The following is a 14,829-nucleotide window of genomic DNA, read 5'->3' as shown; positions in this document are numbered from 1 at the left end:
TCCTTTCCTAACACTTTAAGCAAATACTAAAATCCACTTGGTTTATTTCTAGGAACATTAAGTTTCTCAAATCCTATTACAGTGTTAAATAAATATCTTGCCTTATCCATATGATGATCAAAGGCTTTAATTGGTTCTTCTACTCCTCTCTCCAATTTTTTAGTATCCCACGCGTAGGTATAGAACTCTGATATTGTTTTTTCACATCTATTACAAACAAAGAATTTTTTATTACTTAAATATGTTTGTACTAAAGGTATTCCAGCTATTTCATCCGACTGTCCTTTGACCGTATTAACAGCCTTTCTAACTGTTATATGCTTGTTTTGTAATGCTATACGGAAAGAAGCTGCTGAAGGGTCAAATATTGCAAACTGTATATATCCATGTTCACTTTCAAGCTTACTTTTCCAAGCTATAAACTCATCAGCATATTGGCTATCATCTTTAGGTTTTTGAGTCTCATTTCCCGAATGATGATATTCGTCTATTAAATAAACATATTTCTCTCTTCCTTTGTTCTTCACTCCAAAGAATCCCCAAGCCATTGGATTTTGTGTCCCATAGTCTCCTGATATATAGTATTTATCGCACCTAGGAATATCATCAATATCTATTAAGTTATCGTCTGTGAATGAATAGACAAGTCCATCAGCCCCTACCCATAATCCCAGAATGTATCTTTTATAAAATACTCCCGTATATAGATTTTTGTACCTATCTTTGATTTTTAAAGATAAGGATGGATTATCTTCCATTGTAAAATGAAGGTATAGAAATTTCTTATCTCCTGCTTTGTCTATATAATCAGTTTTAAACCAGTGAAACGGACTTCCTGGATTACAAGTAAACCAAAACTTAGATCCCTCAACTGAGCATCTTGACATGGCCATAGATACAAAAGTTTCTGGCATTAAGACAACCTCATCAAAGTAAACTCCAGCTAATGTTTTACCTTGTATCAGTTCAGATGATCCTTCATCTTTTCCTCCGAACATATAGAAGTAATTCTTTACTTCTCCTTTAGAAATTATAATCAGATTATCTGTAGTCTTAACTACTACTTTGTAACCATTTCTTTTAGCTATTTTTTTAAGATCCTTCAGTATGTTTCTCTTAAAAGCTCCTACAGTCTTAGCACAAAATGCAAAATCCTCCTCGTTAAATGAGTGCATAGCCCACTCTAAAAAACTAAATGATGTTGATAAAGTTTTTCCAGATCTGACTGATCCATCTGAAACTATTCCCTCATAATCTTTGTACGGGCTTTCCTCTCTCCACCAAGTCATTACTTTCTTTTGCTTCAAACTTGGCTCTATAAGATTAAATATCTCAGTTGATTTCTTTCTTTGACTTCTCTGAATATTTAATCTAAAACAATTCTCTACTTCCATACGTGTAAAGTTATAATTTGACATCTGTTGTGTCTTCAATATTCCATATTCCCTCCTCTTTCCACTTTTCTAATTCTTCCTCTACTACTCTCTCTGTCTCTCCTACAGTTGGATCATTTACTTTAATTTTAGTTTCTAATAACTTCAATTGAGTTATAGCTATCTTTTCTTGAGTTATTAATGATAATCTCTGTTTTTCTATTTTCAGTTTCTCTTTATTTATCTCAAATATTGGATCTAATCCATAAAATTTGTTTAGAAAATCTAAAGATTTACCTTTGTCTTCTAGTTCAATCATAGGTCCATTTGAACCATACCCAATCTTCTTAATTAAAGTGCCATCTACTTCGTCATCATCTTTGATTTTAAAGTTCCATCTTTTTAATCCTAAATCATCTTCAGTTGTTTTAAATTCAACAAAATCTTTTATATCTGCAAAAGCTATTTGTTTATGTCTTTCTAAAATTCTTTTTGTTTCTAAATAATCATCTTGTGCATAAAACTCTTTTAGCTCATTTAGATACTCTTTTACCTTAACATTTCTTAACAACCTGCAACCTTGCTCCATAGCTGTTACTTTGCTATATCCAGCTTTGATAGCTGCCTTGGCAGCATTAAAGTTTTGCATATAATATATACAGAAAAGTCTTTGTTTATCAGTAAGTTCGCTATCAATAAAAGTTTCTAAAATTTCTTCTTTTACTACTTTTTCATATGCATTATTTTCTTCACTTTTGTGTGCATACTTTTTTGTATTTTGTACGCATACCTTTTCTTCATCTTTACACCATTTATATCGTTGTTTCCAACTCTTTACAGTATTAAGTGATACCTTATGTTTATCTGCGATATCTTTATACTTCATTCCATTCTTATAATCTGATTCAGCTAATTCATACTTCTCCACTTAACCACCCACTTTAGATGGAGCTCTTATTCTCATTATTATTTATCCTCCAACAAACTAGTCTCTTCACTATATCCTCTTTTGTTGCCCAAAATTTGGCAACGTTTCTACTTTTTTTATTTTTTATAGATTTTTTTGCTTTTTAATCCAAAAGGTTGTAAAATATTAGATATAAATTGAAGAATTTCTTATTTTTGTAAAATTATTAAAAAAATTAAGGAGGTATACTATTGTGAAAAGTAAAATATCATTATTTTTAACTGGAATAAGTTATATTGCTGGTTCTTTTGCTAATGTTAGTACTACTTCACTTACTTCATATACTCATAAACCTTTACCAAGTGATTCAGCTTCTTTAAGTAAAGATTGGATAAATGTTGGTAATAGCATAAGGAGGGGAATGAGTGAGTACGAAACATCAAAAGAGTATGCAGGCAAGCGGAAAAAGTGATAATGGGCAAGAAATGAAAGTTGTTCATCAAGAAGCATATCAAGGGCCCTTGCCTCACCCAGACTTATTAAAGAAATTCGAGGATATTACCCCAGGAGCTGCTGAAAGAATTTTATTAATGGCTGAAAAAGAACAACAACATCGACATCAGTTAGAGAATGAAATTTTAATAAAAGAAAGTGAAAATATCAAAAATGAAATTGAATTGAAAGGCAGAGGATTGATTTTTGGATTTTTATTAGCTTTACTGATAATAATCGCCGGAGTTTATCTTTTAATATTTAATAAATCATTAGAGGGATTTAGTTTAATCCTAGGAAGTATTGCTATGATCATTACTCCTTTTTTCTTTAATAAAACTAATAATCAAAAGTAATAATTGAATCGTCTTGAGAACATTCAAATAGAAACCACTCTTCATTGAGTGGTTTCTATTTATAAAAAATAACTATATCGCTAACCCTCTTAGATCTATTTTTTCTCTTAGCCATTTTTCATGATTTTTTATTTTGTATTTTATTTTTACTAATCTTCTTCTTACTCCACTGCCCTTCAATCCTAATTTGTCAGCTATGTGCCTTGGTTTCATTCTCTTGCTCATTATATAAATCTCAAACTCTCTAGGCGTTAATATTCTCTCTATCATGTCGTACATCAATTCAAGTACTAGCTCTCTCTCTTTTGCTCCTGCCATTTCATAACCTCCCTCCAAATTTCAAAGACTAACTTTTTTATTAAAAATGTTAGTTAGAATAAACTCTGCTGTTTGTACTTATCCCTCAGGCTATTTGCTAAAAGATTATATTTCCCTCTGTAAAATTCATTTTCTGAAACTCCTATCTTTTCAGCAAGGTCCTTATTTGTTAAGTTAAAGTTGATGTATACTAAACTCTCTAATTTTTTATATCTTTGCTTTATTTTATTTTGAGATTTTCTGTATTTAACACCACTTACCCTTAATCTTTTAGTATTTTCCATAACTACGCTCCTCTCTCAACTGAGTGATATCGCTTTAGTATTTCATACTTAGTTTTAGTTCTGGCCATAACTTTTGCTGTAGCATGTCCATATTGTTCTAAAGCTATTTCGTATGCTTTGTTCTCTATATCAATTCTTTCTTTTTCAGGAAGTTTATAAAAAAAATCATTTAAATTTTCCCTTAACTCCAGAGCCACTTCTTTTTCTTTTTCAGCTAAGATATTAGACTCAATAGCTTCACGATTCACCTTGGAACCTCTAACAGTTTCTCCTGGCTTTAAAACTTTATCTTCTTTTGCTAAAGTCCAGTTCTGCTCTAAAGCTTTATATATAAATCCAGATCCTTTTTGATATTTATTAGCATGATTAACAACCTCTTTGATTTTCTCAAGAGGTAAATATCTATTCTCAACTAAAAACATGATATTCTTACAAGTTGTTATATCTTTGATTTCTTCATGTAGATATGTTTTAATCTCTTTAATTTTTAAATTAAGAGAACTACTACTATTTTCAATTTCATTAGAGGTTAGTTCTATATAATTTATATTATCTTGTTTAGTAGTAGTTCTTATTGAGTTATTCTTACTAAAGTTATTCTTACTAGCGTCTAAGTCTTCTAGACTACTAGCAGTTAAGCTTTCTAGACTATCAGTAGTTAAGGTTTCTTTACTAGTCAAAACATCTTTACTAGTAAAGTTTTCTAGACTACCATCATATATATTTAAATAGAAGATTGAACTAGAATTAAATCCCTTCTTTTTATCTATTAATTTTAGTTTTTCTAAATCTTTTAGATTGTTAGATACTGTTTGTCTAGAACAATCTAAATCTTTCTGCATTTCATCATATGAGTATCTAATATACACTTCTCCAGTTTTATCTATCCATCCTTTTTTAGATGAAAGTCTTAAACGATCATACATAAGAATATAAGTTTTAAATGCTCCTTGTGATATTTTTCCAGCTATGAAAATATCCATCAACCATTTAGGTACTTGATAATAGTTAATATTATCTAAATCTTCTTTTTTTATTGCTCTCATTTGTTCCTCCTATGGACCAGAACACCGCCAAGTAAATCTAGTCTTTTTATTTTTTTATAGATACCACCTACTAGTAAGATTTACTTGGCTTTCTAGTAAGTAGCACATACAAAGAAATAATATTTGTTTTTAATTGTTACCCTCAACCCTTAGTTAGATTGGCTATGGATTAAGAGCATTAATTGAATACTTACTTTAAAGCCAGCTAATAGGAAAAAAAGTATTTCAGATTCTTCTTGAATCAAAGTACTATATTATTAATAATCTAGGCCTAGATTAATACTTGAAAAAAGGAGAACTAAACCTATGAAATTTTATATTAACAAAGTAACTCACGAAGTACATAAGCATTTTTGTGAGCATGTAGATAATCCTAATCTTGTTGAATTAGGAAATTACGAATGCTGTTACAGCAGCAAAGGTAAAAGGATATAATAGAGCTGATGGGTGCGCATATTGTTGCCCACAATCTCACAATAATTAGTTATGTAGAAGGGGAGGCAATTATGCCTCCTTTTTTCCTTTTCACAATTCGAAGATTTCTACACTATATACTCTTACATTCCATCACAATGATTCTTTTAGGACTTATCACTCCTATATCAAGTCCTTCTATTTGAGCTGATTCATCTTTACAGTGATTACTTATAGTTCTTATTACCTCATCAGTAAATTCATCAAATGTTTTCCCTGGATTTTTTTCAAGCCACATATCAAATATATCCTCTGTTTCCTTAGGTATTTCCTCCAATACAACCCCAACATTTTCTAAAATTGCAAGCTTTGTACCTAGACATACTTTATCAAGATCAAGAGTTATATATACTTCATTCCCTCTTTTCAAAAGTAACGCATTTCCTATCGTTTTAAGTTCATATTGATTTTCATTTGATACAATTTTGTACTTCTTACCTCTCATTACTATTTTATTCATTTACAACACCTCCTAATTAAGTTGACAAATATCAACTTAATATCAAAAAAATTTAAATGGTTTTAAGCAATTGAAACATCTGTTTTAAAATTTTTCCGTTGCCTTCTGAACAAGATTTGTGTAAGTACTGTCTGCTTCTACCATCAGCTTCGACTAAATCTTTAAATTTTTTATTTTTTTTAATTAATTCCAATTTAAGATTTTTAAAATTCATATTAATCACCTCTTATAAAACATTATACAATATAATTGACGATTGTCAACTGCGATTTGTAGGTGGTTTAAAATTTTACTTTTTATATATAATAGATAATCTTTTGTTGCGGATTTAATAAATCAAATTATATAATATAGGTTAATTTCACTAAAAAAATAAGGGAGGGATTTTATGAAATTTTTTTTAATAATCACAATTTTATTTTCATTATTAATCGGGGGATGTGCTCCATCTTCAACGGCAGTTTTAAGAGAAGCTCAAAATAATGAAATTGCAATGCTACAAGATGTAAAAAGACAAATATTGTTAAGACCAGCTAATACTCCAAAAGAGAAACTAGCTAAAAAAGGGGACTTAAAAATGGTAGATGATCAAATAGCCTCATCTATGAAAGTACAACAAAATGCTCAAAATATCCAAAATCAAAAAACTAATAATACAATAAAATCAGTTGTAACTGGAGTAGGAGCTGTTGGAGCTGCCACATGGGGAATTCATGAATTAACTAAATAAACTAATAATTAAATAAGGAGAATAAAAATATGTTAGATTCACTAATGAAAAATACTAGAAAAGTAGCTAAATATTTAATTGGAGTAGGATTTATAGGTGCATTACTATTGGTTGGAACTCTAAGAGGTTGTTCATCTGATAACTCTACAAATAAGCATGATGCTGCAAATACACAAGCTGTGGTTGATGGAGCGGTTGAATTAAAGAAAACTTTGGATACTACTTCTATTGAAACTAAAAAATTAGAAATGCAAGATAAATCAATACTTGATGTAAATAAATCTGAAGAAATGAAAATGCAGTTAGAAATGAAAAAGTTGGAATTAATTGAAGCTCAGAAATTAAAAAATGAATTCGAAATAGAAAAGTTGAAAATGGACAATGAGGCTCTTATAAAAGAAGAACAAATAGCTGAAAAAACAGCTAAAATTAAAGCTGCTTCAGCGGAAAAAGCGGCTAAAATTAAAGCTGCCGCTGCAGAGAGAGCTAGAAAAGAAAGAGAAGAAATTGAAATCTTAAAAGCTCTTGCAAACTAAAAAATAGAATACTCATCTTAATACTGAAGGAATTTTATAAAAAAATCTACAGCAAATTATAAATTTAAATTAGATGGAAGTATTGAAGTTGAAAAAGTTGAATATTTTTAAAATTAAAATTATTAATATAGAATATAATTCCAATTATTTTTAGGAAGAAAATACAATAAACTAAAGCAAATAGGTGGGAAAAAGCGTGTCTGAAAAACGATTGAAAATAATTTCTATTACATTAATACCAATTATTTTGCTTTTAGCAATATTAGGAATTATTTTTAAGAAAAAAGAATTTACTGAAAAGAATAATCAAAATGAAATACAGGATAGTATTACTGGGAATAAAATAAATAAAAATAAAGAAATTACTGATTATTATAAGAATTTAGGGTATTATGACATTCATATTATAGATGATAAAGTTTTTGTACAAACTGGATATTATAAAAATGATAATATCAGATCCTTTACAGTTTTTACAGAAGAAACAGACCCCGAAAAACTTATTGAATATTCTGTAAAAAAAGATTACACTCCCGGCGGTGAAACCATCATTCATTTCTTTAATGATTTTATAAATACACCAGATAATAATCTTTATAAGGGATTTAGTTCAGCTGTATGGCTTAGAGGAAGTTTCTTCGATAAAAATAAACCTTATATGATAGGAACTTATCAAAAATTAATAAATGGTGATATTACATGGTACGATAAATCAGATGCTACATGTAAAATCTAAGGGGATGATTATGAAAAAAATAATTATGTTATTAATATTATTTAGTAATGTTATTTTTGCAAATTATAAAGTTAAAACTTTAAATAAAGAAATTATTCCAAATATAAAATATTCTATTGATTTTGAAATTCCAATAGTTAATGGAAAATTCCCAACGGAAAAACAAATGCAATCAATTGCATTAAAAGAAAAAAAAGATAATCCTGGGTATGAAAATTATTTTATTTCTTTTTTATTACCTGGAATGGAATTAAATAATGGATATTTTGCCACAGCAGTTAGTATCAATAATAATAATTCAGACATGGTTCCAGAAATTCTTTTATACATGCTCTTTGGAACTGAATATCAAAAATATTTGAAAGAAGATAAAAATGGAGCATTCTATTTAGAAAATATTAAATAATTTTTCTAATAATAAATATAGAAGGTGATAATTTATGAAAAGAACTTTAGTTTTGTTAATACTTCTATCAATGTCTAGTTTTGGCCATTCTGGAAGGTTAGATTCTAATGGTGGTCACTGGAATAGAAAGACTGGAGAATACCATTATCACAGAAAATCTCCTAGTTCTTACAATTCTTCTTCTAGTAAAACTGAAGAGGAAAAGGTATCTAAAAAAACTAGTATTCCTCAAGTTAAAAAGATTATTCCTAAAAAATTAATGTCAGAGGATGAAATTTATACAAATTTACTTTTTTTAGGCTATAAAGGTGAAAATGCTATTTATGATTTTCAAAAAGAAAATGGATTAGTTGCAGATGGAATAGCAGGAACTAAGACTATTGAACTATTAAAAAGAAAAGTTAGCGAATAAAAAAGTAAGAGAAACTATTGCTTCTCTTACTTTTTTTATTTAAATTCAACTCTTAATAATTTATTTTCTACCCCATCATCAGTTAACTCTATAACTTTTTTTGAATCTACAAAACTATCAAATTCTGAATAAATTCCAGAATACTGAAACGTGTTTAAAGATACGATATACTGTTTATTTTCTTTTTCTGCAATATGTTTACCTAGTGAAATAATGGAAATTATATTTCTGGAGTCTATTCCAGAAAAACATGACGAATCATGTATCAAAAACTGACTCTTATCAGAAAATTTTAAAATTATAAAATCCATTAAAATATTTTTTACAGCTTTTCTTCCTTCTCCAGTATCTCCATCTAAAGTTAATTCTAAGTCAAATAAACTTTTTTTTCTATTATTACTTGATATAGAAAAATCAAAATATGCTGTTACATTTGTAGAGAAAATATCTTTAACACATTGATATACAAAATTATTTATAGTTTCTAATTTTTCTTGATATTCTTTGAATTTTTTTGAAATTTGTGATTTTTTTAATTCTATATCATCTTCCATCTTTTCTATATTCAAAAGTAAATTATCAGTACTACTTAACGAACCTCGCTTGTAATTTAGTTCCTGAATATCTAAATTTATTTTCGATATATTATTAATAATTTCTTGATATAACTTACTTTCAGATATGATTTTCAGTTCTTTTTTTATAGTATTTTTTAATTTTTCTATCTGAATATCAAATTGTTTTATTTCATAATTATTATTCTCTATTTCTTTATTAATTGATAAAAGTCTATTTTGATAAATTGTTTCAAAAAAACTTTTAACATCAACAAGTCTTTTCACTACAACTTCTCCTAAATCAACCTTTGCTTTCTTGTATAGGCCCTCAATCATCAACGACCCTTTATCTAATTTGTTTGACTCTTCTAAATATTTTCTTAAGTTGTTATTTTCTATTTCAACTTTATATTTTTTAAATTCAAGCTTTTTTAAAGAATCTGAATTTTGAGCATATTCTTGAATTATATTTGAATTTAAAGATGTTAAATCTAAATTTTCCAATTTTAAATTTAACTTTTCTATTTCTTGTTCTTTTTCCTCTAATTGTTTAGTAATATTAAAAAGTTCTTTCCTTACATCTTTCAAATTTATTTCTAACATCTTTAACATTTCTTTAATTGCTTTAGATTTTTTTTCTTTTTCATCTTTTAACTTGTCATATTCTTCTAAATCATTAATAAAGTCAAAATTCATAAGATTACAAAACACTTCAAAGTCTTTAAGTGATGGATTTGGAAATCTTGTACTTATTATATTTTCTCTAGATTTTAAAAGGAATACTTTTTCTAATTCTGGTCGATTTATCCTTAATATTTTTTTAAAACTATCTAATTCCAACTTTGTGTTGTTATAAAAAATTCCCTCTGTTCCTATAACTCTTTTTATATTTACTTTATTTCCATCAAATAATATTTCACCTTCTATTGCCCAGTCATTTAAAAATTTTGAAAATAATTTACTCGTAGAATTACTTCCTAAAATATAATTAACAAAAAGTAGTAATAATGTTTTCCCAATACTATTTGAACTTTTTTCTTTTGCTTCAGGGTCTATTATTCTACCTAATATAACAGATAGTCCTTCATTATTAAAATCAACTTCCCTAACTAGTTCTTCTTGAGGGTTATATACTTTGATTTTTAAAATTTTCATTAAATACTTCCCCCTTTTCATTGTAGTTTATACATCCCATTAAATACATTACTTCGAGCGTGTATAAAAATTTATTAAACGTTGGAGGGTATTTAACAATTTTACTTCCTATGTATTTTTTATTAAAACTAGACCACAGTTTATCAATAGTCATATATTTTTTCCCAATCACATCTAAAAGAAATGCCCCAATTCCTATCAAACTTTCTGATGGAGTTATATACTTATCTGGTAAAATCATCTTTTACACCTCCTTATATTTTTATTAAAATTATATCATAACTATTAATTTTAGATAATCTATTTTTCAAAAATATCACATCTCTCAAAAAGAAAAACAACAATTAATTCTACAGTGGGTTTTATTAAACTCCCCTTATCTACCAAGCTAGATAAAGCTTGTATTAAATTATTATATAATTCATCTCCAGAAAAAAAATTTTTTAGTTCCAAATATTCTCTTATTATGTATGCTTTTAAGATATCAAATTTATCTTTTAACTCGAAGTCAGAATTAATTATGCTTCCTTCTACTTCTTCCATAAACATTGTCTTTTTTAAAATTCTATTTATTTTAGAATAATTTTCAGTTAAATTATTCTTACTTAATTTTTCTTCGGGAGTAATAATTTTGTAATTTAAATCTGATGTTGTTTCTAAAAAATAAACTTTTTCACAAATTAGTTCTATAGTATCTATTATTACCTTTGGAGTTATCTCATCTAAAACATCTATTGTAAAATTACCCATTTGTTTTAATAATTTACTCAAACTTTCTGAAGATAATTCTCCCAATAAATCTCTTATATGATCTAAATTTACTAAACTAGACTTAAATTCACATGAATATTTTTTAGAAATTTCTAAAGAAATATCTTTATAATTACTTTTAGTTTCAGCAGGAAGACCTCCATCGTGGGTATTGTATAAAAATATAAATTCACTAAGTTGTCCCCCCCAGTTATTTTTTTCAACAACATGCTTTACCAATCCCTCCAAATCTTTTCTAAATTTTTCCCTTAAATCTCCTATTATAGATTTTTTTTCTATTATAGTTCTGGGAGCATATATTTGATAAAAGATTCCTTCCTCTTCTATCCAACCATCATTTTTATCATCTCCTGCATAAATTGGATCAGGTGTTGTAAAAGTTTGTTTTTTTATTGTTTTATAATATTCTCTCAAAATAGGACTTACTCCATTTTGAAAATTCATTCCTGTTCTTCCTTGCAAATCTTTTACAATAGCTTCTACTTTAGAATACTTATCATTCATTAATTATACCCCATTTATAATTTTTTATTTTATAAGAAACTCCCCTTGTAAACAACCTTTATTTTAATAAAATCTAACTATTCGTTAAAATTTTTATAAATAATTTCAATTCACTTTTTAATTCATCTGAATAAGTTGAAATATCTATTAATTTTTCAATGGCTCTTTGCAGAAGTTTCTTTTTTTCTTCACTCATTGTACGGTACCCATTAGAAATATTTAAAAGTTTTCTTTTTACTTCATCAGAAAAATTTATTAGTTCTTTTCTTTCATCCAATGTTATGTCTTTGCAAGTTTAAAAAAAATCTATCATATTATCAATATATAATACTTTATCTTTTAAAGGTAATTCATTAAAATACTTCCAAATGTTATTAATCGAATCTTTGATAGAACTATTCATAGAATTTAGAATATTTTTATACATTCCCATAGCTATCCTCCAAAAAAATTGATTTTATTATAAACTCCCCTCGCAAACAAACTTTATTAATTTATTTCTTTTCTAATAATCCATTAATCATCATTTCAATAATATTTCTTTGGCCAGGTTCCAATTTATCTATCATTTCATGTAATGGATCTACTCTTTTCTTTAAATCTTTTTTTATTATATTTACAACTTTACCGCAGCAAACTATATCATCTGTTTTAAATTCTATATCTTTAAATATATGATTATCACTTTCTAGTATATATGTCCCATTTTTATTTTTTAATCTTTTTACGACAGATTCTCCAGTACTTTTATTTAAAAATACCCCTATTTCTCCAATAGAAATTTCTACTTCTTTTTTTAAAACTATTAAATCTCCACTGTAGAATGTAGGTTCCATAGAATCGCCTTTAACTTTTATAGCCACACTCTCTCCTGACATTTCTGGGATAGAGATATAATCTATAGGTTGAGCATCTGGAATAACCCCTATTCCGGCAGCAACACTTTCAAATACTGGAATTGTTATCATTTTGATAGGGTCTTTTATTTGTTCTATAATATAATCTTTTTTATTGGATTGTTTTATATTTAATTCTTCAGTATTAATATAATCTCTATCAATAAAGCCAGCTGTAGAAAATAGCTCTATCTGATTTAATTTCAAAATTTTTGATAATTCTTTTAAATATATAGGATTAATCTTTTTCTTTTTTCCGTTCTCTATTCTTGATAGGTCAGCTTTATTTATTCCAGTACGTATTTCTATAAAATTTGTACTATATCCAAGTTCTTCTCTTCTTCTTTTTATAATATTGCCTATTTTTAAAGCTACCTCTTCTGACAATTCAAAATTTTTCATAGTTAAATTAACTCCTCATTACCCTTTATTTTATTTTAAACTTTATTATTGACAAATATCAATTAAAAAATAAAATACAGTCGACAAACGTCAATAAAAAATATATAATAACTTTATATATACAAGTATTTAAATTTTTTTAACTTTTAAGTTGATGATTGTCAACTTAAACAAGTTTTTAGAAGTTTATCAATGAAACAAAAAAGATTATTAAAATATAAGAAATATAAATTTTATTTTTTATATTGCAGTGTACAGCTTAAGAATTTTAAAACAGAACAAAAGGAGGATTTATGACACTAGCAGAATTTTATAAAAGATTAGAATATTTAGAATCACTTGGAATTGGTAAAAATATAACTGTTAGTGAATTAAAAGAAAAAATGGGGTGGAAATAATGAAATTTAAAAATTTCTTGTCAACTATGAAAATAACGAATGATGTCTGGAAAATTTTACAGTCTTGGGAACAAGAATTTGCAATTCAAGATTTATAGAATGTGGTGGATTGTTACAAGATGTTCTTATATACCTGAATAAAATGGAGGTAAAAAATGCAAGTAGAAAACATATGTGGTAAGGCAGTTGCAGATGAAATCTGGAGAGTTATAGAAACGAATGAAACATTAGAAGAATATGAAAGAATAATGTGTGAGTGTGGAGAGCATGAGGCCAAATTCAGACTAACTGATGAGCTTGGAAGTGATTTAAAACTGTGTAAAAAATGCTTAGTTGAAGTTGAACAAGAATATTTAGAAGAAGAAACGAGTTATGAATTTAAAAATATTTAAGTTTTTTAGGTTCTTTAATCCGAAAATAAATGATTGAAGAACTTATCAAAATTTAAAACTTTAAATTTTAGTAGTATGCTCCAAAACTCCCCTAGAAGTTACCCCCCAAAACTTCTGGAGCATACCACTAAGACTTAAAAATAATAGGGAGGTCTAAACTATGACTATAAAAGGGTTGAAAGAACTAGCAAAATCAAAAGGATTAAAAGGGTATAGTAAATTGAATAAATTAGAACTTGAGGAATTATTAAAAGAACCAACTGAAGCAGAAAAATTTGAAGAAACAATTCAAGAAGAAGTTGAATTAATAATCTACAAGGATCAGGACAATTGGTTAGAAACAAGAAAACTTGGTATTGGAGGGTCTGACGTCGCTGCAATACTTGGAGAAAGTAAATATAAATGTGCAGTCGATATTTGGAATAGTAAAGTAAATGGGACATCATTTGAAGGAAATAGATTTACTCATTGGGGTCATATGCTTGAAGAAGTTGTGGCAAAAGAATTTAGCAATAAGCATAATGATTTTATTGTTTTTGAATTTAATAAAACATTCAAAAGAGGTAAATCTTTAGCTAATGTAGATAGAATTTTATATGATCCTTTAAAAAATGAACATGGAGTTCTAGAAGTAAAAACAGCTAACTTTTTTTCTGGTAAAGAATGGAATGGCGAAACAATACCTCAAGAATACTATTGTCAAGTTCAACATTATTTGGCTGTAACAGGTTTAAAATTTGCATATATATGTTGTCTTGTTGGAGGTAATGATTATAAAGAATTTTATCTTGAAAGAAACAATGATGAGTGTAATTACTTATTAGAGTATTGTGACTGGTTCTGGAAAACTTATATAGATACTAAGTTACAACCTCCTCCTGATGGTTCTGCTGCATATAGTGAGTATCAAAAACAAATGGCTGAAAAGTTAGAGGATAAAGAGATTGAACTTAATTTTGATACTGTTGAATTTGATAAGTTAAAAGCAGAAATAGAAGAGAGAAATCAAAAAATAGAATTAATCAAACAAACTTGGATAGATGAAATGATTAAAACAGGTGCTAAAAAAGCTAAACTTGGTAATCATAAAATAACAACAGTTACTCAAAAGAGAGAATCTATTGATAAGAAAAAGTTAAAAGCAGAAATTAAAGATGCAGATAGATTCTTTAAAGTAACAGAAAGTAAATTTTATAAAGTAAGCTAACCGAAACGATTAAATAG

The 14,829-nt window shown here is 27.3% G+C and carries 22 protein-coding genes; 9 read left to right on the top strand and 13 right to left on the bottom strand.

The window, feature by feature from the left end; all coding sequences use genetic code 11:
• Positions 1-26: 26 nt before the first annotated feature.
• Both H3N56_RS03035 and H3N56_RS03030 read right to left on the bottom strand, forming a co-directional pair.
• Positions 27-1,433, bottom strand: a complete 1,407-nt coding sequence (locus H3N56_RS03035; RefSeq protein WP_221893424.1) for a PBSX family phage terminase large subunit — start codon at positions 1,431-1,433, stop codon at positions 27-29.
• Positions 1,405-2,301 (bottom strand): terminase small subunit, encoded by an 897-nt coding sequence (locus H3N56_RS03030; protein ID WP_185879834.1) that lies wholly within the window; start codon positions 2,299-2,301, stop codon positions 1,405-1,407. The genes H3N56_RS03035 and H3N56_RS03030 overlap by 29 nt, the downstream gene beginning before the upstream one ends.
• Before the next feature lie 232 nt (positions 2,302-2,533).
• Between H3N56_RS03030 and H3N56_RS03025 the strand changes: the two genes are divergently transcribed.
• Both H3N56_RS03025 and H3N56_RS03020 read left to right on the top strand, forming a co-directional pair.
• Positions 2,534-2,752, top strand: coding sequence for a hypothetical protein (locus H3N56_RS03025; protein ID WP_185879833.1), 219 nt, complete (start codon positions 2,534-2,536; stop codon positions 2,750-2,752).
• A complete protein-coding gene (locus H3N56_RS03020; RefSeq protein ID WP_185879832.1) occupies positions 2,706-3,128 on the top strand; it encodes a DUF2335 domain-containing protein in 423 nt (140 codons plus the stop codon). The genes H3N56_RS03025 and H3N56_RS03020 overlap by 47 nt, the downstream gene beginning before the upstream one ends.
• Positions 3,129-3,200: 72 nt before the next feature.
• Here H3N56_RS03020 and H3N56_RS03015 read toward each other — a convergent pair whose 3' ends face one another.
• The 5 genes from H3N56_RS03015 to H3N56_RS02995 all read right to left on the bottom strand — a co-directional run bounded on the left by H3N56_RS03015 (position 3,201) and on the right by H3N56_RS02995 (position 5,924).
• Complete coding sequence (locus H3N56_RS03015) at positions 3,201-3,446, bottom strand: hypothetical protein (protein WP_185879831.1); 246 nt, start codon at positions 3,444-3,446, stop codon at positions 3,201-3,203.
• Positions 3,447-3,499: 53 nt separating this feature from the next.
• Complete coding sequence (locus H3N56_RS03010) at positions 3,500-3,730, bottom strand: hypothetical protein (RefSeq protein WP_185879830.1); 231 nt, start codon at positions 3,728-3,730, stop codon at positions 3,500-3,502.
• A gap of 2 nt (positions 3,731-3,732) precedes the next feature.
• Positions 3,733-4,776, bottom strand: coding sequence for a replication initiator protein A (locus H3N56_RS03005; protein ID WP_185879829.1), 1,044 nt, complete (start codon positions 4,774-4,776; stop codon positions 3,733-3,735).
• A 547-nt stretch (positions 4,777-5,323) separates the two neighbouring features.
• On the bottom strand, positions 5,324-5,710 hold the full coding sequence (locus H3N56_RS03000) for a hypothetical protein (protein ID WP_185879828.1): 387 nt from the start codon (positions 5,708-5,710) through the stop codon (positions 5,324-5,326).
• Between the two features lie 52 nt (positions 5,711-5,762).
• Positions 5,763-5,924, bottom strand: a complete 162-nt coding sequence (locus H3N56_RS02995; RefSeq protein ID WP_185879827.1) for a hypothetical protein — start codon at positions 5,922-5,924, stop codon at positions 5,763-5,765.
• Between the two features lie 174 nt (positions 5,925-6,098).
• Here H3N56_RS02995 and H3N56_RS02990 point away from each other — a divergent pair, with 174 nt between their 5' ends.
• The 5 genes from H3N56_RS02990 to H3N56_RS02970 all read left to right on the top strand — a co-directional run bounded on the left by H3N56_RS02990 (position 6,099) and on the right by H3N56_RS02970 (position 8,530).
• Positions 6,099-6,440 (top strand): hypothetical protein, encoded by a 342-nt coding sequence (locus H3N56_RS02990; protein ID WP_185879826.1) that lies wholly within the window; start codon positions 6,099-6,101, stop codon positions 6,438-6,440.
• A gap of 29 nt (positions 6,441-6,469) precedes the next feature.
• Positions 6,470-6,976: a hypothetical protein gene (locus H3N56_RS02985; RefSeq protein ID WP_185879825.1), complete on the top strand. Its 507-nt coding sequence runs from the start codon at positions 6,470-6,472 to the stop codon at positions 6,974-6,976.
• Positions 6,977-7,172: 196 nt separating this feature from the next.
• Positions 7,173-7,712 (top strand): hypothetical protein, encoded by a 540-nt coding sequence (locus H3N56_RS02980; RefSeq protein WP_185879824.1) that lies wholly within the window; start codon positions 7,173-7,175, stop codon positions 7,710-7,712.
• A gap of 10 nt (positions 7,713-7,722) precedes the next feature.
• Positions 7,723-8,118, top strand: coding sequence for a hypothetical protein (locus tag H3N56_RS02975; RefSeq protein WP_185879823.1), 396 nt, complete (start codon positions 7,723-7,725; stop codon positions 8,116-8,118).
• A gap of 34 nt (positions 8,119-8,152) precedes the next feature.
• On the top strand, positions 8,153-8,530 hold the full coding sequence (locus H3N56_RS02970; RefSeq protein WP_185879964.1) for a YHYH domain-containing protein: 378 nt from the start codon (positions 8,153-8,155) through the stop codon (positions 8,528-8,530).
• Positions 8,531-8,565: 35 nt separating this feature from the next.
• Here H3N56_RS02970 and H3N56_RS02965 read toward each other — a convergent pair whose 3' ends face one another.
• The 6 genes from H3N56_RS02965 to H3N56_RS02940 form a co-directional block, all read right to left on the bottom strand.
• The gene (locus H3N56_RS02965; protein WP_185879822.1) at positions 8,566-10,242 is read right to left on the bottom strand and encodes a DUF2326 domain-containing protein; all 1,677 of its coding nucleotides are present in this window, start codon (positions 10,240-10,242) and stop codon (positions 8,566-8,568) included.
• Positions 10,214-10,483 carry an ABC-three component system middle component 6 gene (locus tag H3N56_RS02960; protein ID WP_185879821.1) on the bottom strand — a complete coding sequence of 90 codons (270 nt, stop codon included), beginning with the start codon at positions 10,481-10,483 and terminating at the stop codon, positions 10,214-10,216. Before H3N56_RS02960 ends, H3N56_RS02965 begins: the two co-directional genes overlap by 29 nt.
• A gap of 59 nt (positions 10,484-10,542) precedes the next feature.
• Positions 10,543-11,517: a hypothetical protein gene (locus H3N56_RS02955; protein WP_185879820.1), complete on the bottom strand. Its 975-nt coding sequence runs from the start codon at positions 11,515-11,517 to the stop codon at positions 10,543-10,545.
• A gap of 73 nt (positions 11,518-11,590) precedes the next feature.
• Complete coding sequence (locus tag H3N56_RS02950; protein ID WP_185879819.1) at positions 11,591-11,794, bottom strand: hypothetical protein; 204 nt, start codon at positions 11,792-11,794, stop codon at positions 11,591-11,593.
• A gap of 18 nt (positions 11,795-11,812) precedes the next feature.
• Positions 11,813-11,950, bottom strand: a complete 138-nt coding sequence (locus tag H3N56_RS02945; protein WP_185879818.1) for a hypothetical protein — start codon at positions 11,948-11,950, stop codon at positions 11,813-11,815.
• A 61-nt stretch (positions 11,951-12,011) separates the two neighbouring features.
• Positions 12,012-12,815, bottom strand: coding sequence for an XRE family transcriptional regulator (locus tag H3N56_RS02940; protein ID WP_185879817.1), 804 nt, complete (start codon positions 12,813-12,815; stop codon positions 12,012-12,014).
• Positions 12,816-13,368: 553 nt separating this feature from the next.
• Between H3N56_RS02940 and H3N56_RS02935 the strand changes: the two genes are divergently transcribed.
• Positions 13,369-13,605 (top strand): hypothetical protein, encoded by a 237-nt coding sequence (locus H3N56_RS02935; protein ID WP_185879816.1) that lies wholly within the window; start codon positions 13,369-13,371, stop codon positions 13,603-13,605.
• A gap of 160 nt (positions 13,606-13,765) precedes the next feature.
• The gene (locus H3N56_RS02930; protein ID WP_185879815.1) at positions 13,766-14,812 is read left to right on the top strand and encodes a YqaJ viral recombinase family protein; all 1,047 of its coding nucleotides are present in this window, start codon (positions 13,766-13,768) and stop codon (positions 14,810-14,812) included.
• Positions 14,813-14,829: the final 17 nt, after the last annotated feature.

Origin of the sequence: Cetobacterium sp. 2A, from assembly GCF_014250685.1 — a bacterium.
Taxonomy (GTDB): Bacteria; Fusobacteriota; Fusobacteriia; order Fusobacteriales; family Fusobacteriaceae; genus Cetobacterium.
Note: the sequence above shows the minus strand (reverse complement) of the source record. Positions and strands in the feature narration are given on the sequence as shown.

Excerpts from the sequence above, each read along its gene's own strand:
- H3N56_RS03005 (WP_185879829.1), bottom strand. The coding sequence starts at position 4,776 with ATGAGAGCAATAAAAAAAGAAGATTTAGATAATATTAACTATTATCAA.
- H3N56_RS02945 (WP_185879818.1), bottom strand. The coding sequence starts at position 11,950 with ATGGGAATGTATAAAAATATTCTAAATTCTATGAATAGTTCTATCAAA.
- H3N56_RS02985 (WP_185879825.1), top strand. The coding sequence starts at position 6,470 with ATGTTAGATTCACTAATGAAAAATACTAGAAAAGTAGCTAAATATTTA.
- H3N56_RS02965 (WP_185879822.1), bottom strand. The coding sequence starts at position 10,242 with ATGAAAATTTTAAAAATCAAAGTATATAACCCTCAAGAAGAACTAGTT.
- H3N56_RS02990 (WP_185879826.1), top strand. The coding sequence starts at position 6,099 with ATGAAATTTTTTTTAATAATCACAATTTTATTTTCATTATTAATCGGG.
- H3N56_RS02975 (WP_185879823.1), top strand. The coding sequence starts at position 7,723 with ATGAAAAAAATAATTATGTTATTAATATTATTTAGTAATGTTATTTTT.
- H3N56_RS03015 (WP_185879831.1), bottom strand. The coding sequence starts at position 3,446 with ATGGCAGGAGCAAAAGAGAGAGAGCTAGTACTTGAATTGATGTACGAC.
- H3N56_RS02960 (WP_185879821.1), bottom strand. The coding sequence starts at position 10,483 with ATGATTTTACCAGATAAGTATATAACTCCATCAGAAAGTTTGATAGGA.
- H3N56_RS02955 (WP_185879820.1), bottom strand. The coding sequence starts at position 11,517 with ATGAATGATAAGTATTCTAAAGTAGAAGCTATTGTAAAAGATTTGCAA.
- H3N56_RS03010 (WP_185879830.1), bottom strand. The coding sequence starts at position 3,730 with ATGGAAAATACTAAAAGATTAAGGGTAAGTGGTGTTAAATACAGAAAA.
- H3N56_RS02940 (WP_185879817.1), bottom strand. The coding sequence starts at position 12,815 with ATGAAAAATTTTGAATTGTCAGAAGAGGTAGCTTTAAAAATAGGCAAT.
- H3N56_RS03000 (WP_185879828.1), bottom strand. The coding sequence starts at position 5,710 with ATGAATAAAATAGTAATGAGAGGTAAGAAGTACAAAATTGTATCAAAT.
- H3N56_RS02995 (WP_185879827.1), bottom strand. The coding sequence starts at position 5,924 with ATGAATTTTAAAAATCTTAAATTGGAATTAATTAAAAAAAATAAAAAA.
- H3N56_RS02970 (WP_185879964.1), top strand. The coding sequence starts at position 8,153 with ATGAAAAGAACTTTAGTTTTGTTAATACTTCTATCAATGTCTAGTTTT.
- H3N56_RS02930 (WP_185879815.1), top strand. The coding sequence starts at position 13,766 with ATGACTATAAAAGGGTTGAAAGAACTAGCAAAATCAAAAGGATTAAAA.
- H3N56_RS02935 (WP_185879816.1), top strand. The coding sequence starts at position 13,369 with ATGCAAGTAGAAAACATATGTGGTAAGGCAGTTGCAGATGAAATCTGG.